Annotated in this window: 27 protein-coding genes; 26 read left to right on the plus strand and 1 reads right to left on the minus strand. The window is 52.3% G+C overall.

Annotation, left to right across the window (positions count from 1 at the left end):
• Positions 1–10: 10 nt before the first annotated feature.
• The 11 genes from HG66A1_RS10870 (at position 11) to HG66A1_RS10910 (ending at position 10,029) form a co-directional block, all read left to right on the plus strand.
• Positions 11–994 carry a sugar ABC transporter substrate-binding protein gene (locus tag HG66A1_RS10870; protein ID WP_145183274.1) on the plus strand — a complete coding sequence of 328 codons (984 nt, stop codon included), beginning with the start codon at positions 11–13 and terminating at the stop codon, positions 992–994.
• Entirely contained in the window at positions 991–2,541 is a 1,551-nt protein-coding gene (locus tag HG66A1_RS10875; protein ID WP_145183276.1) for a sugar ABC transporter ATP-binding protein, read from the plus strand. Before HG66A1_RS10870 ends, HG66A1_RS10875 begins: the two co-directional genes overlap by 4 nt.
• Positions 2,538–3,530, plus strand: a complete 993-nt coding sequence (locus HG66A1_RS10880; RefSeq protein ID WP_145183279.1) for an ABC transporter permease — start codon at positions 2,538–2,540, stop codon at positions 3,528–3,530. Before HG66A1_RS10875 ends, HG66A1_RS10880 begins: the two co-directional genes overlap by 4 nt.
• A 272-nt stretch (positions 3,531–3,802) precedes the next feature.
• Positions 3,803–4,204, plus strand: coding sequence for a hypothetical protein (locus tag HG66A1_RS10885; protein WP_145183282.1), 402 nt, complete (start codon positions 3,803–3,805; stop codon positions 4,202–4,204).
• A 108-nt stretch (positions 4,205–4,312) separates the two neighbouring features.
• Positions 4,313–4,612, plus strand: a complete 300-nt coding sequence (locus HG66A1_RS32800) for a TM2 domain-containing protein (RefSeq protein WP_197997096.1) — start codon at positions 4,313–4,315, stop codon at positions 4,610–4,612.
• Positions 4,613–4,673: 61 nt separating this feature from the next.
• Positions 4,674–4,796, plus strand: coding sequence for a hypothetical protein (locus HG66A1_RS32630; RefSeq protein ID WP_261344728.1), 123 nt, complete (start codon positions 4,674–4,676; stop codon positions 4,794–4,796).
• Positions 4,797–4,959: 163 nt separating this feature from the next.
• Positions 4,960–5,481, plus strand: a complete 522-nt coding sequence (locus tag HG66A1_RS10895; RefSeq protein WP_145183288.1) for a macro domain-containing protein — start codon at positions 4,960–4,962, stop codon at positions 5,479–5,481.
• A gap of 54 nt (positions 5,482–5,535) precedes the next feature.
• Positions 5,536–7,524, plus strand: a complete 1,989-nt coding sequence (locus HG66A1_RS10900) for a leucine-rich repeat domain-containing protein (RefSeq protein WP_145183291.1) — start codon at positions 5,536–5,538, stop codon at positions 7,522–7,524.
• Positions 7,525–7,558: 34 nt separating this feature from the next.
• Positions 7,559–7,867, plus strand: a complete 309-nt coding sequence (locus HG66A1_RS31940; RefSeq protein ID WP_197997097.1) for a hypothetical protein — start codon at positions 7,559–7,561, stop codon at positions 7,865–7,867.
• Between the two features lies 1 nt (position 7,868).
• The gene (locus HG66A1_RS31945; protein WP_197997098.1) at positions 7,869–8,129 is read left to right on the plus strand and encodes a hypothetical protein; all 261 of its coding nucleotides are present in this window, start codon (positions 7,869–7,871) and stop codon (positions 8,127–8,129) included.
• 361 nt (positions 8,130–8,490) lie between these two features.
• The gene (locus tag HG66A1_RS10910; RefSeq protein WP_145183294.1) at positions 8,491–10,029 is read left to right on the plus strand and encodes a P-loop ATPase, Sll1717 family; all 1,539 of its coding nucleotides are present in this window, start codon (positions 8,491–8,493) and stop codon (positions 10,027–10,029) included.
• Between the two features lie 21 nt (positions 10,030–10,050).
• Here the strand turns inward: HG66A1_RS10910 and HG66A1_RS10915 are convergent, their stop codons facing one another.
• Complete coding sequence (locus HG66A1_RS10915; protein WP_145183297.1) at positions 10,051–11,619, minus strand: hypothetical protein; 1,569 nt, start codon at positions 11,617–11,619, stop codon at positions 10,051–10,053.
• Between the two features lie 253 nt (positions 11,620–11,872).
• Here HG66A1_RS10915 and HG66A1_RS10920 point away from each other — a divergent pair, with 253 nt between their 5' ends.
• From HG66A1_RS10920 to HG66A1_RS10990, 15 genes are all read left to right on the plus strand, one after another.
• Positions 11,873–12,745 carry a TIGR02452 family protein gene (locus tag HG66A1_RS10920; protein ID WP_145183299.1) on the plus strand — a complete coding sequence of 291 codons (873 nt, stop codon included), beginning with the start codon at positions 11,873–11,875 and terminating at the stop codon, positions 12,743–12,745.
• 465 nt (positions 12,746–13,210) lie between these two features.
• Positions 13,211–14,053, plus strand: a complete 843-nt coding sequence (locus HG66A1_RS10925) for a tetratricopeptide repeat protein (protein WP_145183301.1) — start codon at positions 13,211–13,213, stop codon at positions 14,051–14,053.
• Between the two features lie 166 nt (positions 14,054–14,219).
• On the plus strand, positions 14,220–14,765 hold the full coding sequence (locus HG66A1_RS10930) for a cysteine hydrolase family protein (RefSeq protein ID WP_145183304.1): 546 nt from the start codon (positions 14,220–14,222) through the stop codon (positions 14,763–14,765).
• Between the two features lie 42 nt (positions 14,766–14,807).
• Entirely contained in the window at positions 14,808–15,665 is an 858-nt protein-coding gene (locus HG66A1_RS10935; protein ID WP_145183307.1) for a hypothetical protein, read from the plus strand.
• Positions 15,666–15,781: 116 nt separating this feature from the next.
• The gene (locus HG66A1_RS10940) at positions 15,782–16,777 is read left to right on the plus strand and encodes a hypothetical protein (RefSeq protein WP_145039618.1); all 996 of its coding nucleotides are present in this window, start codon (positions 15,782–15,784) and stop codon (positions 16,775–16,777) included.
• Between the two features lie 156 nt (positions 16,778–16,933).
• The gene (locus HG66A1_RS10945) at positions 16,934–18,118 is read left to right on the plus strand and encodes a serine hydrolase domain-containing protein (protein ID WP_145183310.1); all 1,185 of its coding nucleotides are present in this window, start codon (positions 16,934–16,936) and stop codon (positions 18,116–18,118) included.
• Between the two features lie 133 nt (positions 18,119–18,251).
• A complete protein-coding gene (locus tag HG66A1_RS10950; RefSeq protein WP_145183313.1) occupies positions 18,252–18,950 on the plus strand; it encodes a class I SAM-dependent methyltransferase in 699 nt (232 codons plus the stop codon).
• Positions 18,951–19,063: 113 nt separating this feature from the next.
• Positions 19,064–19,657 carry an RDD family protein gene (locus HG66A1_RS10955; protein ID WP_145183316.1) on the plus strand — a complete coding sequence of 198 codons (594 nt, stop codon included), beginning with the start codon at positions 19,064–19,066 and terminating at the stop codon, positions 19,655–19,657.
• Positions 19,658–19,707: 50 nt separating this feature from the next.
• Complete coding sequence (locus tag HG66A1_RS10960) at positions 19,708–20,187, plus strand: SRPBCC family protein (RefSeq protein WP_145183319.1); 480 nt, start codon at positions 19,708–19,710, stop codon at positions 20,185–20,187.
• Between the two features lie 11 nt (positions 20,188–20,198).
• Positions 20,199–20,774 (plus strand): hypothetical protein, encoded by a 576-nt coding sequence (locus HG66A1_RS10965; protein WP_145183322.1) that lies wholly within the window; start codon positions 20,199–20,201, stop codon positions 20,772–20,774.
• 2 nt (positions 20,775–20,776) lie between these two features.
• Positions 20,777–21,331 (plus strand): hypothetical protein, encoded by a 555-nt coding sequence (locus tag HG66A1_RS10970; protein WP_145183324.1) that lies wholly within the window; start codon positions 20,777–20,779, stop codon positions 21,329–21,331.
• A 94-nt stretch (positions 21,332–21,425) separates the two neighbouring features.
• Positions 21,426–21,749, plus strand: a complete 324-nt coding sequence (locus HG66A1_RS10975) for a hypothetical protein (RefSeq protein ID WP_145183328.1) — start codon at positions 21,426–21,428, stop codon at positions 21,747–21,749.
• A gap of 24 nt (positions 21,750–21,773) precedes the next feature.
• On the plus strand, positions 21,774–22,142 hold the full coding sequence (locus tag HG66A1_RS10980) for a hypothetical protein (RefSeq protein WP_145183331.1): 369 nt from the start codon (positions 21,774–21,776) through the stop codon (positions 22,140–22,142).
• Positions 22,139–22,387, plus strand: a complete 249-nt coding sequence (locus HG66A1_RS10985; RefSeq protein ID WP_145183334.1) for a hypothetical protein — start codon at positions 22,139–22,141, stop codon at positions 22,385–22,387. Before HG66A1_RS10980 ends, HG66A1_RS10985 begins: the two co-directional genes overlap by 4 nt.
• 28 nt (positions 22,388–22,415) lie before the next feature.
• Complete coding sequence (locus tag HG66A1_RS10990; protein WP_145183337.1) at positions 22,416–23,081, plus strand: hypothetical protein; 666 nt, start codon at positions 22,416–22,418, stop codon at positions 23,079–23,081.
• The last annotated feature ends 3 nt before the right edge of the window (positions 23,082–23,084 follow it).

Raw genomic sequence — 23,084 nt, forward strand, 5'->3', positions numbered from 1 at the left:
GAGCGCTTCGATGAATCAGTTCAGGAAAGGGACCAGGCTGGCCCTGGTGTTGACAATCTGTGGTCTGCTGCTGAGTTGTGCAGAACCGGCGGATAACGCAGCAAAATCGAATGAGGAGAAGTCAGAGAATCAGAAGCCGAAGATTGCGTTGATCATGAAATCGCTGGCGAATGATTTCTTCTCGACGATGGCGAAAGGGGCCGAGACGCATCAGCAGGAGCACAGCGACGAATACGAGTTGGTCGTCAACGGGATCAAGGATGAACGCGATCTGAGTCGCCAGGTGGCGCTGGTCGAAGAGATGGTCGCCAGCGGCGTGGATGCGATTGTGATTGCCCCCGCGGATTCGAAAGCACTGGTGCCGGCTCTGAGAAGGGCCCGTGAAGCGGGCGTGGTCGTAATCAATATCGACAACAAGCTGGATCAGGAAATCCTGGAAGCGGAGAAGATCGAGATTCCGTTTGTTGGTCCTGATAACAAAGCCGGGGCGAAAAAGGTGGGCGACTATCTGGCCAAACAGCTGAAAGCCGGGGATGAGGTGATCGTGCTGGAGGGGATCCGGACATCATTCAACGGGACACAGCGGCGGCTCGGTTTTGAAGAGGCGATGAAGGCCGCAGATATCAAGATTGCGGACAGCCAGTCGGCCCAGTGGGAAATGAGTATGGCGAATACGCTGGCGTTATCGATGCTGAGCGAACATCCCAAAGTCAAGGCGATCCTGGCGGCGAATGACAGTATGGCGCTGGGAGCCCTGGCGGCGGTGAAGAACAACGGCAAAGCGGGCGATGTGCTTATTGTCGGCTTTGATAACATCGCTGCGGTACAGCAGGCGATTAAAGACGGACAGATTCTGGCGACCGCGGATCAGCATGGCGATCAACTGGCCGTGTATGGCATCGAGTATGCCCTGAACCTGCTCAAGGAACCGCAGGCGAAACTGGAAGACCGGGAGACACCCGTCGATCTGGTGACGGCTGAGGTTCTGAAATGACGGGCACGACGCTGCGGTTTTCTGCAGAAGGGCTCTCGAAGGACTACGTGGTGCGTGTGCTCGACGGTGTTTCGTTTGAGCTGCGCGCGGGTGAGATTCACGCGCTGGTAGGCGCCAACGGAGCCGGGAAGAGTACGCTGTGCAAAATGATTTCCGGCCTGGTCCCGCCGACGGAAGGTCAGATGTTGTTGAACGGCGTCCCCTACTCTCCCGTAGATAAGCGGTCGGCGGAGTCCCTGGGCGTGCAGATTGTGCAGCAGGAACTGAACCTGATTCCGACCCTCTCCGTGGCCGAGAATCTGCTGCTGGGACGCTATCCTCAACGGTGGGGCGTGATCAATCGTCGGGAACTGCAGCAGCAGGCTCGTGCAGCGCTGGACCGATTCGGGCTTTCGGATATATCAACAGATCAGAGTGCCGGGAGCCTGGGAGTGGGCCAGCAGCAGATGCTGGAGATCGCGGCCGCGCTGGATCGGAAGTGCGAGCTGCTGATTCTGGATGAGCCGACGGCGGCGCTGAGTGCAGGGGAAACGGAGCGTCTGTTTGCGCGGCTGGATGAGTTGCGTGCGCAGGGCGTGGGGATCATTTATATCAGCCATCGCCTGGATGAGATCGCCCGGATTGCGGACCGGTTGACCGTGCTGCGGGACGGGAAGTATGTCAGTACGCATGCCGTGAGTGAGTTTCAGCCGATCGAACGGGTGGTGGACCTGATGACCGGAGAGACACAGGCGGTGCAGCATGCGCTCCAGGAGCATACGAACCACTCCCGGGAACAGACGCTGTTAGGCGTGGACGGCATGACGGGGGGACCGGTTCAGGAGGTCAGCTTTTCCGTGCAGGCGGGGGAACGGTATGGGATCGCGGGGCTGGTGGGAGCGGGACGGACGGAACTGTTGCGGCTGATTTTCGGAGCGGATCGCGCGATGCGAGGTGATATATTTCTGCGGGGCGAGAGTGTGCCCCGTCGATTCGGACATCCGCACCAGGCGGTGGCGGCGAAAATGGCGATGGTGACGGAGGACCGCAAGCAGAACGGATTGCTGCTCTCACAGTCGATCCGGGTGAATACGACGTTGCCCAGTCTGGATCGACTGGCGGGGACTGCAGGCGTGATTGACCGTCAGCGGGAAGCGACCGTCGTGCGGACCGAGTGGGAACGACTGGGGATTCATGCCCGGGACATGGAACAGAGTGTGGGCACGCTCAGCGGGGGGAATCAGCAGAAGGTCGCGGTGGCGAAGTGGCTGCTCAAGGATGCGGATGTGTTTCTGTTTGACGAACCGACGCGGGGCATTGACGTGGCGGCGCGGCGGAAGATTCATCAGCTGTTTGATGAACTGGCCCGGCAAGGGAAAGCCCTGGTGATCGTCAGCAGTGACCTGGAAGAACTGTTCGAGACCTGCGACCGGATTGGTGTGATGTCGGCAGGTCGGCTGGTGAGCGAATACAAAAGGGAAGAGTGGTCGTATGACGCGATTATGCAGGACTGCTTTGCAGGGTATACATCACAAGAGAAAACAAACTCTGGAGGAACGACGCGATGACTGACTCCCCTGCTCCACTCCCGGATCGCCAATCTTCGCATGGCGGGCTGACGTATTCACTGTTTCAATATGCGGGCCTCCTGGGAGTGCTGGTACTGCTGGTATTGATTTTCCACCAGATGAGCGATCACTTTCTGACGCGGCAGACGCTGGCTACGGTGGCGAATAACATTCCGGACCTGCTGGTGATTTCGGTGGGAATGACGCTGGTATTGATTATTGGCGGGATCGATTTGTCGGTCGGTTCGCTGCTGGCGCTCTCGTCGGCGGTGCTGGGCGTGTGCATGGTCGACTGGGGCTGGCCTTTGTGGGCGGCGGTGCCTGTCTGCCTGGGGACCGGTGCGCTGTGTGGGATGCTCAACGGTGTGATCAGTGTGAAGGCGGGGATTCCTTCGTTTATTGTGACGCTGGGGATGCTGGAGATGGCACGCGGCGGTGCATACCTGCTGACCGATTCGCAGACGAAGTACATTGGATCGTCGATTGAATGGATTGGTGTGCCTGTGAAGGGGCTGCTGTTCTCGCCCGCGTTTCTGCTGGCGCTGGTGATTGTGGCGGTGGGACAATATCTGCTGACGCGGACAGTCTTTGGTCGCTATTGTGTGGCGATCGGAACGAATGCGGAGGCGGTGCGGATGTCGGGAATCCGGACGGCCCCCTGCTCGATCGTGGTGTTTGCGATCAGTGGTCTGTTGTGTGGCCTGGCGGGTGTGATGCAGACCTCGCGACTCTCAACGGCAGATCCGAACGCGGCGGTGGGACTCGAACTTTCGGCGATTGCGGCCTGTGTGATTGGCGGGACGAGTCTGATGGGCGGCCGGGGTTCAGTGATTAATACGTTCTTCGGCGTGCTGATCATCGCGGTGCTGCAGACAGGGCTGGCCCAGATTGGGGCGACCGATCCTCTCAAGCGGGTGATCACCGGAGCGGTGATTATCGTCGCGGTGCTGCTGGATGCGGCGCGGCAGCGATGGAAACGTGGTGGTTGATTACTGACGGGATGAATTTTTGCTACCACGAAATGCACGAAAAGGGATGTGTTAATAGTGGTCAACTCTTGTCAGAGTAGTCATCACGGTCAAACGATTGGATAAATTTAACGTAATGTACAAATATGTATGCTTGTGCTTGATTTTTACTCAAAAAAAGATTAGGTGTGTATGAGTGATCAATGTGAGGGGCTGGACTCAAAAAGATTCCTCAGAAATGATCCATATCTGGAATCGAGAATGAGTACTGTTACAGGTAGAGAGGATTCATCTTGGAAACAAGCGATACCAAACTTTGTCCCTTTTGTCGGGAGGAGATAAAAGCAAAAGCGATTAAATGCAGACATTGCCAAAGCATGCTGGTTCACTCTTCCCCTCAGAACAATTTAGCGCAGGCGTCAAGTCAGGCAGCTCAAAAGCAGACTGGCTCTTTGTGGTTGGCGGTTCCTCCACTAGTTCTGGCGATACTTTGTTTTGTCGCATTGTTTGATATCGCTTCCTGGGACGGTGATACCTTTGCGGGTTTCTTCTTATTTTGGATTATCAGTATTGCTTTGGGAATCGTTTCCGTCTGCATCCAAAATAGAGGGCGCGGTGTTGCGATTGCTGGAATTATTTTGAGCTGTTTAAACATGTTTTTATTGTTTGCCTTTTTTATTGCGGCTGCAAGTTAGTCAGTCAAATCGAAATCCGAGCGAAATACCGAGGTCCGGGCCATGCTATGTCCTTTCTGTTGTGAAGAAATTAAAGCCGAAGCGATCAAATGCAAGCATTGTAAGACCATGCTTTATTCAACTGAGGAACCCTTGGGGGCTGGCGTCAACGCTCCGAAGATTCTGCCAGAGCGACCAGAAAAATCGAAACGGGTTGCCGGTTTCCTGGCTTTCTTTCTGGGAGGGTTGGGGATTCATAAGTTTTACCTGGGCAATTGGGGTTGGGGAATTTTGTATATTTTGTTCGTGTGGACTTATATCCCTTTAATCCTTTCGTTAATCGAGCTGATTCGGTACTGCATACTTTCAGACGAGGAATTCTCGCAAAAGCTTGCAGAGAATAATGGTCCATTCGCTTTCGTCTGGTAGGTGAAATCTCAATTCACGAGAACGACTATGGATCTGCGAGAGAGCCTGGAAGAGGCCAGTATTGCGAATTCTGTCTCAGAATGTAGTCGATCAGGAGCCGGTGTATGTGGTGGAGGATCCGGACGGGCGGAAGGTTGAGTTGCGGCAGAGCGAACAACCGGGCGCGGGCTGGCTGCAATTCTGATGGGAATTGCGACAATCATTGGAGGCCTGACAGGTCTGTGGGGACTGGAACTGGTCATCAGATGGTTTCCGAAGCGGATGGAACCGAAAGAAACTGTAGTTTAATCCGCGGTATCTGATTGATGGCACAACGATTACAGGCTTGAAGAGATTGGGAGCTGCGAATGAATCTGAAGCTCAAATTCATTCATGGTGATATTCTGGATCAGCCGGCGGAAGGGTTGGTTTGTTCGGGGAATGTTTATCTGAATATGTCAGGCGGCGTGAACGGCGCACTGCTGGTTCGAGGGGGTGAGGCACTGCAGAGGCAGTTGCATCAGTATCTGCGGGATGAGGGGCTGAAGTTTGTGCCGCCCGGTTATGTGATGGAAATCGGGCCCGAGCCATTTGCATTCCGTTCGATCGTGTATTCGGTGGCGATTGACGGCTGGTACGATTCGAACATTGCTCTGGCGGCTGAGACACTGACCAGTGCGCTATCGATCATCAAATCACGAGGTTGCACTTCGGTTAACATCCCTGCCCTGGCGACCGGATATGGGAAGCTTTCGAAGCAGGACTTCGGAGTCGCATTACGAAGGGTGCTGTCGGCGCGCGAGTGGGGCTTTGAACTTGTGAATGTAGTGGAACGGAACGCGTATGGGTTGGAGGAGATTCAGGAGGGGTATCGTGGGGAGCAGGAGTAACTCCGGGAATACTGATGTTCGTCAAGTCGAGTTAATTTCAAGCGGGATATGATCATGTCTGGAGATGAAGAAGTGGGATCGAGTTCTAATCCAGATGCTGATAGTCCATATTATTCGCATGTTAAGGCAATCCGTGAACGCCCCTGGGATATGCAGGCGATCCAGAAGTTTGTGAGCTGGCTGGATGAATGTGACCCTCCCCGTGCCGAACTGGTACGTATGCAAATGGAGATCATCTCGCCTGATTTCGATGAATCACGACGAGGAGAATTGGAACAAAAAATATCGGATTTGATTAATCAAAACAGGATCAGGTGGACTCGGTCTCTGGACCCGCTGGGATGGCGGGCAGAACTAGCCATGTTTGAAATCGGATTGATCAATTGGTTGTATATCCAGGGCCTCACTGATGACCAGGCAGAAATCCTGCAAAAGACGCCTGAGATACGAGCACTGGAGTTGGATGGACCTCAACTATCTGAATCCGGTTATCAGTGTGTTTGCAGCATGTCCCAACTGGATGAGCTGATAATCAAAGCGGAACGGTTGACTGAGCAGGAACTGGAGTATCTGGAGCAACTTCCTCCCTGGACAGTGGTGGAGCTTTATTGCGATGGCCTGGAGCCAGAACAGATCCATGAGATGAATGCGCGGCGAATCGCGAAATGGAAAACTCTGGATACTGACGGAAAAAGGAGTGCTGGAGCACGATTTCTATTGTCTCATGCATGTAAGCCGCTTCGGTACGGTCAGCCGATCAAAACTGCCGATTTGCGGCAGACGGGAATTCGAAATACGGAGCTGCAGATGTTGTCGGGACTCCCTGAACTGGAGAAAGTCGACATCTCAGAAGGCGAGATCACATCAGAGGGTTTGGTATCACTGACGGGGCTGAAACGACTAAAGTGGCTGCGGTTATGGAGCACTTGCGTGACATCCATTGCTCCTCTCGCTGGCTTGACCCATCTTGAACATCTGGAAATATATCCTTATTACGATATTACGATGGGAGACGAGGGGTTTGCCGGGCTGGAGACTTTGACGGGGCTCAAGGAGCTATTTGTAAGGGAGTATACACTATCGGATGTGACTGTACTTCGACTGGCACCGCTTAAACGGCTGCGGCAACTTGATTTAAGTATCGGAGATCTGAATTCTGAAGATTGTCTGTCTGTGTTGTCGGAACTGACTGAACTTGAATCGCTTTATTTCCGTTGCAATACCAAACTCAGTGAACGGGTGCTGGATTATCTTTCCGGTCTGAAACAGTTACAGTCGTTGTCGCTCCACATTGATCAGGGAGACGGCGATGGATTCCAACATCTTGCAGGATTGGAAGATCTGGAATTTCTGGAGGTTGGGGGAAACGCATTTAATAACCGTGCAATACAGTATCTGGCTCCACTGAAAAACTTGAAAACTATAAATGCACAGGGAAGCGCTGTGACTAAGTCAGGAGCCCGGAAGCTGGCAGAACAACTGCCGGATGTGACTATCATTCTTAACAACGCATTGGTGAAAACTCCTCGAAAAACAATTACCTGTCATCGTTGTGTGATTCACGATAATGCATCTGTGCTGGTTCCTGCAAGTTGGACTGGAACCAGCAATCACGCATCATATTATCTTAATGTTCGAGAGGATGGCTGGGATAAGATACTGAGCTGGTCCGGTCAGCTTCGTCCACTAGAGTTTAACTTATATTATGATTCTGAATGCCATACAGCGAATGCAGCTTTAAAGGCATTTATTCATCATGTTGGGGGCGAGGAACTGAAAATAATACGGGAGAATGTACACTCCTTTGAAAATGTGAGGGAGACAGCATCCTGTATTTTTGAAAAAGAATTGGCGATGTACTTCGTAATTACAGGAGAAGCTGATGCAGGAGTTGTTGTATTTGTCTGCGAGGTCTCCTCTTCCCGCTTTGCGGAGTTGGAACCATTATTCCTGTCGATGGCGCGTTCGGTGAGGCTGGGAAGCGATCCGGCGCTACATCAGGCTGAGATCGTCGAAATTTCAGTTCAGGAGAGAATGGGATAAGAACTAATTGACTGATCACAGGGGGGATTTTCAAATGTATGAATTTGATGTCGAGCGATTGTCTCCGGAGCAGCGGGCGATGGTGGCGTTGTGGGAGTCGCATCTGGCTGCGGAGTTTGAGACGAAGGATGCTGATGCCTCGTGCGGCACGATGACTGACGTGCCTTATGTGAATCATGTGCCGACGATTATGGGGGGAGTGGGGCATCGGCAGCTGAATCACTTTTATGACAGGTATTTCATCCCGAATATGCCGGACGATCTGGAGATGGAGATAATCACGCGGACGGTGGGGCTGGATCGGATCGTCGATGAATTCGTGATCCGCTACGCATTCAGTTGAGATGTTCTGGCTGCTGCCCAGGATCGCTCCGACGGGACGACGGCTGGAGTTTGTCGTGGTGGTGATTGTCTGCTTTGAAGAGGGCAAGATGAGCGAGGAGCACATTCACTGGGACCAGGCCTCGGTGCTGGTACAGGCAGGGTTGCTCGACCCCGAACATCTGCCGGTGGTGGGAGCGGAAGGCGCACGCAAGATGCTGGATCGGAATGCGGTGCCTTCGAATTTGTTGATTAAACGTGGGGTGGAGGATGAGTTACTGTAGACGTAAGAGGGAAAGAACGGTTTGTGACTTAGATCTCAGTTAACAATTATTTGGAAATTATAAAACCTAATCCTGAGGTAAAAGAACGCAGATTAAAATGTCAAAGATATGGCTGTGTGCGAAACAATAAATGATGGAAATTATGTCGCTTGACAAGAGGTTTTGATGTGTCATTATGTCTATGTGTTTTTAGTGGCATTACTACTGTTTGTAAGAATAGTTTTGTAAGTATTGACTTTTGTGCGGTTGAGATATGGTGTTGTCAAAATTGTTTCATGGCGATCTTTTTAACAATTCAAAGAAAAGATTGATTCAAGAATTTATTTTCTAGTCAGGTATTTGAGTTTAGACAGGATGAACTGTGACTATACAACAACCATTCGGTGAGGAATGCTGTGAAGCTGAAGTGAAAGTATTTCGTGAGTCATATCAAAATCTTTATTTTTTAAAAACGCCATTCAACGAACTCGCACTTCAGAGCAGAAATTACTTATTTATTGGAAGACGTGGATCAGGGAAAACATCTCTCGCACATTATTTCACGTTTCAAAATTCCTTGCCCAGTGCTAAGTGTATTGATGTTGATGAACCAAAAGTTTATGAGAAAGTTTTAACGAAAATAGCTGAACGTGCCTCAACAATGCCAGATCTTGCAATGTCCCGCGTTGTGGCAATTTGGGACTTTCTAATCTGGTCATTGATATTTGATGAACTTTGTGAGGAAGATCCTGTAATTAATTCAGCTCGAAAACTGACAACACCTGATAAGGCATCATCTCTTATTCGAGATTTATTGAAGCAATTGCTATCAAAATTTCTTTGCGACGATGGAGAACTTAGTGACGATCTTGAGGAGTTTTTGGTTTCTGGACCCTTTTCTGAAGCTAAGAATCGCGCTGTTAAAATCACAAATCGAAAGCCCGTGATAATTGCGATTGATTCTTTAGAGAAATATTCGATCGAAAACCAACCCATGATGTGTGCAATTGCAGCTCTGGTGGAGAGTGCAAGTAATTTCAATCGATCGTATGCACATGTGGGAATTCATGTCAAAGTTTTTATTTCTGCAGAAGTTTTTCCGCATTTAGAAGAATCTGAAATATCAAATCCGAGTAAATATATCAGACACCCAGTATATTTACACTGGAGACCGAAAGATCTAATGAGGTTGGTTTCGTGGCGACTTAATGAGTTCTTTCGTCGTGATCCAAAATTTAATTCCTATTGTAGAGATGATGTTGACTGGGATAGTCCTGGTGAGGTTCTTGAAAAAGTTTGGAATCCACATTTTGGAACACATTTTTTCAATGGATTAGATCTTTGTGAAGCCACCTTCCCTTATGTATTACGTCATACACAATTGAGACCACGCCAGTTTGTTATTTTATGTAATCATATTGCTGATAAGGCTATAAAAAGTGAGGAGTTTCCAAGATTTTCGAATGTGGCAATCTTAGAATCTATACGTAAACAAGAAATTCGGCTAGCAGGAGAGTTGTTAAATTCTTATTCGAAAGTATTTCCGAATGTTGCCAATATCGTAAGTGCCCTTGAAAGATTTCCTATGGTCTTTGACGCGAAAAAACTTGACCGTATGTCATCATCTACAGCTTCTCAATGGCCTAGCGGTGACTATTCACCTTATCAGTTTAGACGTTTGGTCGCAGAACTTGGAATTGTCGGTCGAATCAGAAGTTGGGATAATGAATCTAAGATTATTACAGCTGATTTTGAATATGCTCTTGAAGATCGTTTAACACTAACTTCGAAAGATAAATGTGTAATCCATCCAATGTTTTTTGAGAAACTTTCTATAGAGAAGTCTCATAAAATGATTATCTATCCATTTCCAAATCATCCTGATTTCAAACAAATAATGGAAAGTATGAAGAACGACTGATCGGCGGAAGTTCTAGGATGTTTACTCAAACTTGAACGAATAGAGATCCGCGTCTTTGAGTTTGATTTTTAGTCTCACCGGTTTGCCGGCGAGGCTGCTGACGTCGCTTCCCTTCTTCCAACTGACCGGGCGGGAGATGGTGTCACCGAAGAGTTCGATGCAGTCGGCTGCTGTGAAACCCTCGATTGGTTTGCCTGCGGGGGTCTGGAGTTCGACTGTGATGCCGCCGGCGGCAGAGGTGGAGAAGTTGAGCTTGAGCTCCTTGCCTGTGAAGGTGATCGGTTTGGTGGTGATCTCTCCCCCTTTGAGTGGGGCGTTGAGGGAGACGAAGCCGTCGATCCGCATGGTGTAGCGGCGGAGCTTGCTGCCCTCGCCGGTCCAGTAGCCTTCGGTGGCATAGAGGGAGAGTTCATCGGGGGCACCTTCAATGTCGGACCTGGTTTCGACCAGCTGCCAGGCGATGTACTGATGCCCGTAGTTCCAGGTATCTTTGCGTTCGATGCCGGGACGCAGGAAGGCTTCGGGCCAGCGTTTGAAATTGACACCGTCACGACTGGTCATGAACAGACCTTCGGTGATCGCCATGCCGTAACGGTTGGAGATGGATGATCGCATTTTGCGGTGTTTATATTCGGGCAGTTGTTCCATAGATTTCGACCAGCCCCGCTCGACGTAGCGGGTGGGAAAGCCGACGAGGATATGTGGAGCGCGATAGTAGGGTTTGATCTGGTTGGTGTAGAGCTGCTCGGGAGGCGCGTCGCCGTATTTCAGGTCCTGAGGTTCGCTCCAGTGGATGAAGTCGTCTGATGTGGCGGTGCGGATGTCGCGGAGGCCGGAGGGTTTCCAGTTCTTTTCATCGGTGGTGCCCTTGGTGAAGTAACGCCAGTAGGCCCGGTATTGTTTTGTGGCCGGATCCCAGAAAGCGAGGTTTTCGGAATCAAAGGCTCCCTTGGTGATGACCGGTTCTTCCGACATCAGCGACCAGTGAATGCCGTCGGGCGATTTGAGGGCCAGCAGTCCGTGCGGTCCACGGGAGCGGAGGATGGCTTTATATTTCGCATCGGGGGGACAGGCGGGGTTTTCGTCTTTGAAGACGGCGGGGTGCACGGGATCGGGTTTGGCGGACTTCATCCAGTCGCGGTGGGCTTTGCCGATGACGATGTTGTTATCTTTATTGCCGCTGCCGGGTGGGAAGGAAAAGAGTCCCAGGTCCGGGCGTTTCCAGTGAATGCCGTCGTCGCTCTCTGCGTAACAGGTGAAGTTGCTGTTAGCAGGGCCGAATTTCTTCTCTTGGACGTTGAGGTGCCAGGCTTTGTAGTACATGCGGTATTTGTCGCCATCCTTGAAAATGCTCTGGTAGCCGCAGCCACTCCCCTCCCAGGGTTTATCATAAGTGAAGACGACTTCGCGGGGTGTGGGATGATGCAGTTCGAAGCGGACATCTTCACTGCGGGAGTCGATCAGGGTGTCGTCGACGAGCAGTTCGAGTCGGGAGCCGATGTTGATGGGCTCTGCTGCGAAACTGGCGGCCGTGGTGAGCAGGCTCAGGGTGATACAGACGAGGAAGACGAGGCGGGCGGTGCGTGGCATGATGTTGATCCTGTGCTGGAGTGTGTATGAGCTCTTTTATTCTAACTAGAATTTCTGCGGGGGACCACGAAGGAACTCAAAAGAATTTTTTCTACCATGAAAGTCACGAAAAACACGAAAGGAAAATGGGGCGGTGGTGATTTGGTTAAAAAGGTGTGAACCTGTTGGAGAATACCTTGTCGTATAATATACACTAAGGTAAGATGGGAGTGAAGAATAAAAGAATGAAACAAAATGAGAAAGGAATGTGACTATGAGTAGTCGAACTGGACGTGCCAATCTGGCGAAGACGACATTGCAGGTGATGGATGTAGGTCGGTATGTGAATCCGCAGGGTGAATCGGTTTCGATCGCTGAGGTGATGGAGGCCTGTAACGCGGCTTCCGAATATTTTGCTCCTACAGAACTGGAGCAGTTGCGGGCAGAAGTGGTATCTGCCCCCTGCCCTTATGCCGAGACCCGGTTTGAGCTGTCGAATGAGACGACCCTGGAAGGGGCGCATGCGCTGGCATTGAAAGGAAATGCAGGCCGGATCGGTGTGTTGAATTTTGCGTCCGCGAAGAATCCGGGTGGTGGTTTTCTGGGAGGCAGTCAGGCGCAGGAAGAGAGCCTGGCACGGAGTTCCGCCCTGTATGGCTCACTGACCCGGTTTCACAGCGAATACTACGAGGCTCATCGGAACCAGAAAGATGCGTTTTACTCGGACCGGATGATTTACTCGCCTGACTGTCCTGTCTTTCGGGACGATGCGGGCGCGTTTCTGGACGCGAGTTACCAGGTGGACTTTCTGACGAGTCCGGCACCAAATGCGGGAGCGATTCAGAAAAATCGTCCGTTGATGGTCGCGGAGATTCCCGGAACCCTGCAGGCACGGATGGATAAGGTACTCGCATTGTTCGCCAGCAAAGGCTGTGCAACCCTTGTGTTGGGGGCTTGGGGCTGTGGTGTGTTCCGCAACTGCCCCGCGATGGTCGCTGCGAGTTATGCGGAGTTCCTCAAGCCCGGCGGTCCCTACCACGGACGGTTTGAACTGGTAAGGTTCTCGGTACTGGATCGGGCGGAAGGACAGCCGATCTATGGTGCGTTCACGGAATGCTTCGGGTGTGCGAAAGCAGCGAAACTGTGATCGTGACAGTGATGCTGTATGCATCGCACTAGGTGGTGAATTCTGAAGTGCACAGGCTATGGTTCCTACCACGAAATACACGAAAAGCACGAAATTAGTGGTGACCTGATATGTTCTTTGATCCTTGTGTTGGCACCATTGGCAAATAGAACAGGGAGTTTTATTTTCACAATGGGGCACCGCAACTGGTCAAAATTTCTGCGAAGATGACACAGATCAGTTCGCAGTGAGTTTCAAAGACGCCATCGTCTGTTGAAATATCGCAAATGGATCTCTATGTCATTTATGCTTATGCTCGCACCTGTGCTGATGCCTTTCATCCTGCTGGTCGATTCCCTACAGAGAAAAGGAAAGTTCTTCTCTGGAGGATCGGGAATTCGTTGATAGTAATGACTGCCTGATTCGACTATCATGAGAGAAAAAAGACACGAAGTCTGAATATACAATGAAAGGTTGTGAATACGGATGTCTGCTGAGGATGAGAATCAGAAAGAGAATGAGCCGGATCTACGAGAGTTTCGTATCGGGGTGCGGGTCGATCCTGAAGAGGGGCTGCAGTCGATTGGCATGGAAGTCGTGAATGGCCTGGTCAATCTGGGAGGACGCATTGTTTCTCTGCAGGGAGGTGGTGCCACTTTTCGGAAGCTTGATCCGAACGAGGAAGCGCAGGACAAGAATCTGGCACTGAATGGCTGTGATATCCAGGTGATTATGGATGTTTCGGGAGTCGGAGAGACGCCCGCTTCCCAGGAACACGATCGTCTGTATCGGGCGGGCCTGGATCTGATCAATCCTTATATGCAGATTGTGGGCCGCGAGACGCAACCTGCGGATACGGAGATAGCACAGGAAGAACTGAAACGGGGGATCGAACTGCTCAAGTGGGTGCTGGATATCAATCCCGGGAATGGGTCGGCGTGGTGGATCATCGGCAAGGCGGAACAGGCGCTGGACAATACGGAGGTGGCCTGCGATGCATTCGGGCATGCGTATCGATTGAAGAGCGAGAACGCTGACACGGCGCGGGAATATATGTACGAGTGCCTGAAACTGGGACGGGCGGCACAGGCGATCTCGGCGGCGCGGCATGCGATAGAACTCAAGCCGGACGATATGGGCCTGGTAGCGAACCTGGCGCTGGCTCTGTTGATCGGCGGCGAACTCGAAGAAGCAGCCGAGGTGATCGAGATTGCGGTGAACGGCGCGCCCGATGACCCGATCAATGTGAATCTACAGCAGCGGATTGCCGAAGTGTGTGCAGGCGTGGTTCCCCAGCCTCGAAAACTGGCCGACATGGATGCGACTTAAAACCGTCGTTACTGTAAATGTGAATGTAAACCACGAAAGACACGAAAAGCACGAAAGACTTGGTTGAGAGGTTAGTTCGTCTGCAGGGGATAGCAAGCTGGGGTCTGGCTGTCTAATCTGAATTGCACAGCTGCTTTGAGGTCTGATCCAGGTGTAAGGAGTTATTATGAGTCGGGCATTGCTGGTGATTGATGTGCAGAATGAGTATTTCACGGGGGCGCTGCCGATCACGCATCCGGCGGGGCACCTGGAACGGATTCTGGAGGCGATGGATGCCGCTGCGGAACAGAAAGTGCCTGTGGTTGTGGTGCAGCATCATTTCGAGGATCCGGAAAAGCCGTTCTTTCAGAAAGGGACTCCCGGCTGGGAACTGCATCCCGAAGTCGCCCGTCGTCCACACGATCTGCTGCTGGAGAAAACGATGCCGGGGAGCTTTACGGGGACGCAGTTGGAAGCGTGGCTGCGGGAACGCGATATCGATACCGTGACCATCGCCGGCTATATGACGCATATGTGCTGTGACACGACGGCCCGCGAAGCCGTGCATCGCGGGTTCACCGTCGAATTTCTGAATGACGCCACGGGAACATTGCCTCTATCGAACAGTGCCGGTGAAGTGACCGCGGAAGAGTTACAGCGGTCGATCCTGTGTGCACAACAGATGCTGTTGAGTGAAGTTCTGGATGTGGAAGCCTGGAAGGGGCGCTTGTGAGTTTCGTTTAGATCGATCCCCTGCCGTGTCGGGAGACTGACGATGACCGAGGTAGCCGCTGAACCGATTGCCGAAAAGCTGGCAGAGCTGAATCTGGCGCTGTCGCCTGAGATACATTACCGGCTGGGAACGGTTTTTTCCCGCACTGAGTCGATGAGTCTCGAGCAGGCAATCGGTGAGAAGTATCCGCTCGTCAAAGCGTGCGAACCGGTTCTGTTGAAAGCGTTATTGGAACGGGAGCAGGTACTGTTTGTATCCCTGGGAGAACTGAGTTTTCAGAAAACAATTGTTATACTCACCAATCTGCGGATGCTGCTGTTTTCGACTGACCGGAAGCAGATTCCCTGGCAGCCTTACTGGGCGATCTATTACAGCCAGATTTCAGAACTGCAGCCGGTGTTTATGGAACAGTACAAAATCTTGCTGAAAGATGGCAGCAAGCTGAAGTTCAATTATTTTCCCTGGCAGGATCGCCAGAACTTTCAGCCGGTATACTCTGAAGCTGCCAAGAAAGTTGAGGAAGAAGGCCTGGATCCGCCTGTCTCGCAGTCGCGGGAAAATCTGTGTTCCAACTGCTTCGCCACGGTGCCGAAAGAGGGTTACGAATGTGAAGCCTGTGGAGCGACTTTCTGGACCCCCTTTTCTTTGTGTCTCCGCGGCTTTATTTTCCCTCCCGCAGGCAGCCTGGTGGTCAGGACGCGACGTGCCGCATTGATCGATATGGTGCTCTACTTCCTGATCCTGTCTTATGTCATTTTTTTGCAGGCGCAGGGGAACCTGACTTTTGCGATCTTAATGTTCGTGCTGACGAATGGCAGCTACGGGGATTGGATGTATAAGCTGGCGAAACGGGGGCTGTTGCTGAAAGAGATCCGGCTCGAGAAACAGGCTGTCAATTGACATTTTGCCGGATCATGAATTCCTGATGAGTCGGCCAGATTTTCTTAGAATCGCTTTCGATCTTCAGGTAAAATAAATTCATCTTCTTTGATGCTCGAGTTAAGGAAGGATGAGCCATGCAGAACCTGACCCATGATGAAGTGGCCGCCAAGCTGTGGGAGTTAAATCTCGAATTATCCCCGGAGATTCCCTATCGACTGGAGACGCTGTTTCCGCGGATCGAGGGCTGGTTTGTCAAAGGAAAGATCAAGGATCAATTCAAACTGCTCAAGCGGCTCGAACCGCTGCTGGCTGAGATTCTGCTGGATCGCGAAGAGGTACAACTCGTTTTGCCGTGTAACCAGTCAACGCTTTCCGATGTCTTTCTGATGGGGTCACTCTGGGTCGGAACCTCAACCTGTGCCGTGCTGGTGTTGACCAACCTGCGGATCTATTGCATTCGCGTCAACGATACCGGCGTGCCTCAGCAGTCGTTCTGGCAGATCTATTACAGTCAGATCAAAGAGGTGGACCAGTCGCTGTTTGGTGACACGCTGTTTTATCTGAAAGATGGCCGCAAGTTGAAGTATTCCGGGATCGTTCCCGAAGATCAGCGGCGATTGCAGTTCATCGTCTGGGAGAACTGTAAGACATTCCGAAAGCAGGGCTTTGAGCCTTCCGTTTCTCAGTCGCGGGAGCAGGTGTGCGGTCACTGCTTCGATGTGATTCCCCCGGGAGTTTATGAATGTGACAGTTGTGGCGCGCAGTACTGGAGGCCGATCGAGGTTGGCATGCGGAGCTTCATCTTCCCGTCATGGGGCGATTTCGTGATGAAGCACACCACCCTGGCACTGATGGAGCTGATCGGTTTTACGTTTATCATCGGATTTACCATCGCTGCTTTCTTTGAAGGCAAGTATCTGGCGGGAATCATCTTGTATGTGACGGCGAACCTGGCGGATGCGTTAATGAGTGTGCAACTGGCGACGCGGGCGCTGCATCTGAAATCAACGCCCTTTGAACGTCCTGACATGTGGAGTTTGACGAATCCGGAGCGACTCGTGCAGGAGCAGCATGAAGCAGGCACAGGTTATGAGGGTTATCGGGTTGCGGACGCGGCGGAGCAGTTATAAAGCCTGGGCGGATCGACGCATGCTGATTGTCTGATGTCTGCACTTTTTAACCGATGCTTCCACAGCTCTCTGCACCGATGCACGATAAAGAGTAGGCGGGCATGATTGAGTTAGACTGACGGCAGAAGTTTTATAGACGCGAATCGGGAGCACACAATGAGATTAGGACATGGCCGGACGGGATTACTACTGGTGGCAGCGACTCTGCTGATTATGCAGACGCCCGTCAAGGGACAGAATATCAATCACAAGCTGGAGCCGTATCTGAAGTCCGGTAATCTGCCGGCATTGTCTGCAGCGGTTGTCGTGCGAGGCACGGTGACGGAATTCGGCGTGGTGGGTACGCGGAAGATGGGAGCGGACATTCCGGTCACGATTCACGATAAGTTTCACCTGGGATCTGACGGCAAAGCGATGACCGCCACGATTGCTGCGATGATGATTGAAGAAGGGAAGCTCAAGTGGGATTCGACGCTGGAAGAGGTCTTTCCCGAACTGAAAGATTCAATGGCTCCCGGGGTGGGCAAAGTGACACTGGAAGAACTGCTTTCACATACCAGTGGGATGCGTGCCGACGATGAAAATCTGATGCAGCTGCTGAAAGATTCATTCGATGTGGATGGCGATCTGAATGATATGCGGTACTGGCTGCTGAAAGAATCGGTCAAACTGCCCCTGGAAACAAAGCCTTCCACTGCATGGAAATACAACAATCGCGGGTATACGATCGCCGGTGCGATGATTGAACGTGTGAGCGGCAAAGCCTGGGACGAACTGATCGTCGAGCGCATTTTTGAGCCATTTCAGCTGACGACCGCCGGTCTGGGAACACAGTCGACCCTGGGCAAAATCGATGCACCGCTGGGACATGTCATTCAGAAAGACGGTAAAGTCAAAGCGTACATGGCGGGACCGAATGCGGATAACTCGCTGATCCTCGCGCCAGCGGGCTGTCTGCACCTGTCGATTCTGGATCTGGCAACCTGGGCTGGCTGGAATGCCGGGAACGGGATGCGGCCCCCCTGTAATATAGTGAAGCCGGAAACAGTTGAGAAAATTCACACTCCAGTCTTTACGATCAAAGGGGATAAACCGGCACGTCCGGGAACGCCACCCAATGGAAAATACGCGCACGGCTGGGGCTGGCTGACGGTGGACTGGGCTCCCTATCCCCTGCTCTATCATGCCGGTTCGAATGGCAAGAACCTGGCCCAGATCTGGATCGACAAAGAGAAAGACATCGCGATTGTGATGATGACGAACATCGGCGGCGTCCAGGCGGACGAGGCGCTGCGGGAACTGGCCAAAGAGCTGTATCTGAACGCTGTCGCCAGTTATTAAAACAATGCCTCCGGATTCGGGACTGGTACGGACTCCGTCCCTGCGATGATTGTCGCGGGGGCGGAGCCTTGTTATAAGACAGCATTGACGTGTGCCCGGTGATTCAGCTCACTTCTGCAGGGAGTCCTGTCTGATGTCCAATCCGATGTATTCTGAACATGCCGCCGCCTATGCTCAGGCGATTCGCGATAACAGCTATAACGCGAGCTACGACCGCCCTTCTCTCCTGGCACTGCTGCCGGAGCTCAATGGAATGCAGGTACTCGATCTGGGCTGCGGTCCGGGCGTGTATGCGGAAATTCTGCTCAGTCGCGGCGCGAAAGTGACTGCCGTCGATCAATCCACGGAAATGGTGGCATTGGTCGAACAGAGCCTGGGGGACGCGGTCCGGTGTTACTCCCAGGATCTGGCACAGGGACTCCCGCGTGAAGCGGATGCGGCTTATGATGTGGTGATCTGCCCGCTGATGCTGCATTACCTGGAAGATTTTTCCCCCTTGCTCGCAGAGATCCGCCGCGTGCTCAAACCGGGTGGGCTGTTTGTCTTTTCCACGCATCATCCGTTCGTCGATTATGGGTTTTCCCCGAGTGGGAATTATTTTCTGACGGAGAAAATCATCGACGAATGGAATACGGTGGGGCAGCCGGTGCGCGTGGAGTATTACCGGCGACCGTTGTCAGAGATCATCCAGCCGTTGATTGATGCTGGCTTTCAGATCACCGCTTTGAGCGAAGGACAACCGGACGAGCGGATGCGGCAGAGCGATCCGGACAGTTACCAGAGGTTGTCGACGTCCCCCGGATTTCTGTTTGTGAAATGTCAGGTTGGCTGACTGGTGTGACTGAAAGTTTGCACATGTGGCTACTGGCTTGTAGAATAAAGGTCTGATGACAGTCTGGTGGTCAGGCGGTTTTCTTTCTCTGCCACAATCAGGAATCGTGCAGCATGGCGGGAGTCTCACGTGATCGTTCCCTGGGGGATGGCGTTTATTTTGCGCCCGAGGATTACATCGGACTCCGGCAGCGAGTGGTCATCTTTCTGGTTGATGCAACAGTATTGCTGGGAGTGCTGTTTGCTTTAGCTTTTTTCTCTCTGTTTCTCTCTGAGGACTATGTAGACGAGGAATCAGGTAAGGGACTGTCCTGGATCTGGTTCGCTTGCATCTGGTTCTATCTGACCGTCATCAAAGCTTCGCGATTGCGGACGGTGGGCTACTGGGTGACGGGAGCCCGGATTATCACACTGCGGGGTACAAAGCCTTCTGTGTGGCGGATGACGTATCGCGCGCTACTGAATTTTTACTCTCCTCTCAATCTCGTGTATGATCTGTTGTGGGTGGGAGTAGACCGGGATTGCCAGTCGCTGACCGACCGGTTCGCTGGTACCTGTGTCGTACGCAAGCGGGCGGAGCCTGTGGGGCGAGCTGAAATCCATTATACGTATTACACCGGGATGTCGTTTCTCTATTTCTATCCCTGTGTCGTACTCCCCCGGGAAACTGAAGAGCTGGTTGAGGTCGAGCTCGCGAGTTCAACGTAAACTGGCGCGCCTGTCGTTTTACGGTCGTTCAGCAATGGAATACATCTGGTATGAGATTTTGTTTTGAACAGACCCTGCCCGTTTCCAGGGACGTGCTGTTTCGGTTTCATGAGGATCCTGCGCATCTCGGGCTGTTGCTGGCGGAGTGGCCTGGATTTCGACTGCTGCGTCATGCCGGTCATATTCAGCCTGGAGCGGAAACCTGGTTTGAGCAGCAGGTCGGAGGTTTTCTGCCGGTAGTCATGGGATTTCGCCATATGGTTTATGAGCCCGACTGTCGTTTTGGTGAGACGCTGATTCATGGACCGTTTGACCGGTTTACGCATTTGCATGAATTCGACGAGACAACAGAGGGAACCGTGGTGCGGGACATTCTGGAGGTGCAGCTGTCATGGCAGTATGGTGGACGTTTCGCGACGCAGTTTCTGATTGCGAATGCGCTCAACTCTGCGTTTGATTTTCGCCAGCGTTCATTGCGGGAACTGGTGTCGAATAGAATAGAACCGGATTCCGTTTCGAGGACTGAGTGAAGGAAGTGGAAATGGCGGTGGCGACTTACATCCTGTTTGTCTTGGGCTGTCTGGGGGCGACTGATATCGCTTTGTACCACAGCTTTTCGCATGGGATCCGCCAGCATCCCGATTCACGGGCGGAGCTGATCGTACACAGCCTGCGCGGCCCGACCTATGCAGTGCTGTTTGTTGTGATTCCTAATTTTGTGATGCAGGGAGTTTTCTTCTGGTGTCTGCTGCTGTTGTTTGTGGTTGACGTGTTGATCTCGATTGTGGACTTTGCGCTGGAGCGGGAGAGCCGCAGGCTGCTGGGGGGACTTCCCAGCGGTGAGTATGTGCTGCATATCATGCTGGCGATGCTGTTTGGGGGGCTGGTGACTGCGGTCTGCCTGGAAGCGGGAGTCTGGCGATCTCTGCCAAGCGGCTTTTACTATCAGCCAGCTGACGTGCCCGCTCTGTTACGTGGCGTTCTGGTTGTCATGGCGGTTCTGGTGCTGATTTCCGGAATACAGGATGCGATGGCGGCGTGGCGGCTCTATAATATTCCTGAGCGGGCAACCTCATCAAAAGAGAAAGACCAGCGGTTGCAATCGGGAGGACGTTAAGGATGAGTTCGACGGGTATCATCAAAACAAAACGCCGGCGGAAGAATCATGTTATCAGGGTGTTGATGGTACAGGTCGTGCTCCTGGCTTACACGATTGTTTTTCTGTATTTCCTGCATCAAAGCCGGTGGGGACCGTTTGCGGTTGTCAGGCAGAATCTGTTTCTCGTGTTTTGCCTGAATATGGGCGGGATGCTGTTCTGCATGTTGTATAACGAACAGCGCATGGATCGATTTTTACGGGAATATCCTGCACTGGGAGATCGCGAGAGTATGGAACGCCTGAAGCCGATCTTACGGACTCACATGTATCTCGGCGTACTCGCACTGCTCATGACGGGAAACTCACTGGGGACGGGGCTGGGGATCTTCATCGAGAAAGAATTCCTCCAGGGTCTCATCGTGCTGGGGACCTGGCTGTTGTCCTTACCCCTTTTGACCTGGTGCAGTCATACAGAAAACAAAATGTATCAGATCCAGTGCACGAACCAGAATCTGGAACCGGAAGTGGAGCTGTTGATCAAAGACTGGTCGACGCGAATTTTTCCGAATTTTTAAGGCACAATGTCTGAACCAGAGAGCCTGCAGCTGCGTTTCTATTTGTAGTAAAGCCAGCCACATAGATTTTTTACTTGCTCGGGGGAAACCAGATATGGGGCAGAACAGTCTCATTTGGATTGGAAGTATTGTAGGATGCCTGTTGGGGATCCTGGGAGGCGGAATCGGCACCTGGATGAGTATCAAAAATACGAATGGCCCACGTGAGAAAGCGTTTATGGTTCGAACGGCGGTGGTCATGTGGGTGTGTATTTCGCTGTTTCTACTGTTGTTGTATTTTCTATCTGAACCGTGGAATCGACTGATCTGGATTCCTTACGGGATCGGCCTGATCGCAGCCATTCATTATTGTAACCGGAGGCAACTGGCGATTTCTGCAGAGGAATCGCCAGTACAACATCCGCATCGTAACGAGTAGAAATCAACGGGCAGGAGTGAGTGCGTGGAACAACTGACAAAAATTTTCGCCGACCTTTACCAGTATGGGATCGTGCTGGCGATGGTGATCGCACTCTGGGGAGTGTTGAGCTGGCCCGGAATCAGAGGCAAAGGCTGGCTGGTGGGGGCACTGCTGGTGACCTTGTCGGCAGAACTGGGCTCGATTGTGATGCAACTGATGATGCGGCAGTTTGGACCGGAGATGATCATGGGGCCGGATGATTATCAGTACCTCTGGCAGGGCTCATTCGTTCTGGGGGGGCTTTCATGGCTGGGGAAAATTTTGTTTGTGGTTGCGGTGTTTCAGATACGTGCCGGCCTGCGATCGAAAGTGTCCCCGACGCTGGCTGGAGCGGGATCCGGAGGTGAATGATGCAGCAGATTGACTGGATTGTGCTGGTGGGAATTATTCTGTTTCTCTGCCTGGTGATCGCGCTGCTGATCAGTTTCGTGAAGGATCTGGCGAATCCTTCCCAGAGGAAGGACTCGGGCTCCGGATCGGGAGGCGGCGTCATCGGCGCGCTGGGCGTGCTGGACCGGATCGTGAATCCTGCGGGGGCACATGTGGAACAAGCGAAGGAAGTCGAACAGGAGGAACAGGGAGTCGGCGGAGAGTAAAGGATCAACAGTAAGGAGTTGCGAACAGATGAATTGCGATCGTCAGAAATCTGAAACAGCGATGAAGCCTGAAGACTTACTGACATACTTTCTGTTCGCACTGTCAGCAATTGCCGCTTTACCTCTGGTCGCCTGGGTTCTGATGTCTCCCTACGGCAGTGAGTTATTACTCTGTGTGACGATGCTGTATCACATTGCTTTTCTGGCGACGGTGGTGATGCTGCCGGTCATGCTGATGCGCGTCTGTATGAAACGGACTCGAACGCGGGCGCGGCTGTGGCTGCTGGTGATCGCTGTGTATGTTCCCTGCTTTGTAACCGGTGGTCTGCTGGAACGTCAGGTCTGGAGTGCGGGCTGGGAAGCCTTTTCAAAACGGAGCCAGCCACTGATTGCTGCGATCAAGAAGTATGAACGCGACCAGGGACGGCCACCGGACCGTCTGGCTGATCTGGTGCCCGATTACCTGACTGTCCTTCCGGATACCGGCATGCCAGCCTGTTCCGAGTATCAATATGTGACCGGCCCGGATACACGAGAGGGTTTCAACGAGAACCCTTGGGTTCTGAGGATCTCACCTCCCGTATTCGGGGTGGGTTTCGATCTGGTGCTCTACTTTCCCAACCAGAATTACCCGGAGCACGGCTACGGAGGCAGTCTGGAACGCGTGGGCGATTGGGCCTACGTGCATGAGTGAGCT

Source organism: Gimesia chilikensis (assembly GCF_007744075.1).
GTDB lineage: Bacteria > Planctomycetota > Planctomycetia > Planctomycetales > Planctomycetaceae > Gimesia > Gimesia chilikensis_A.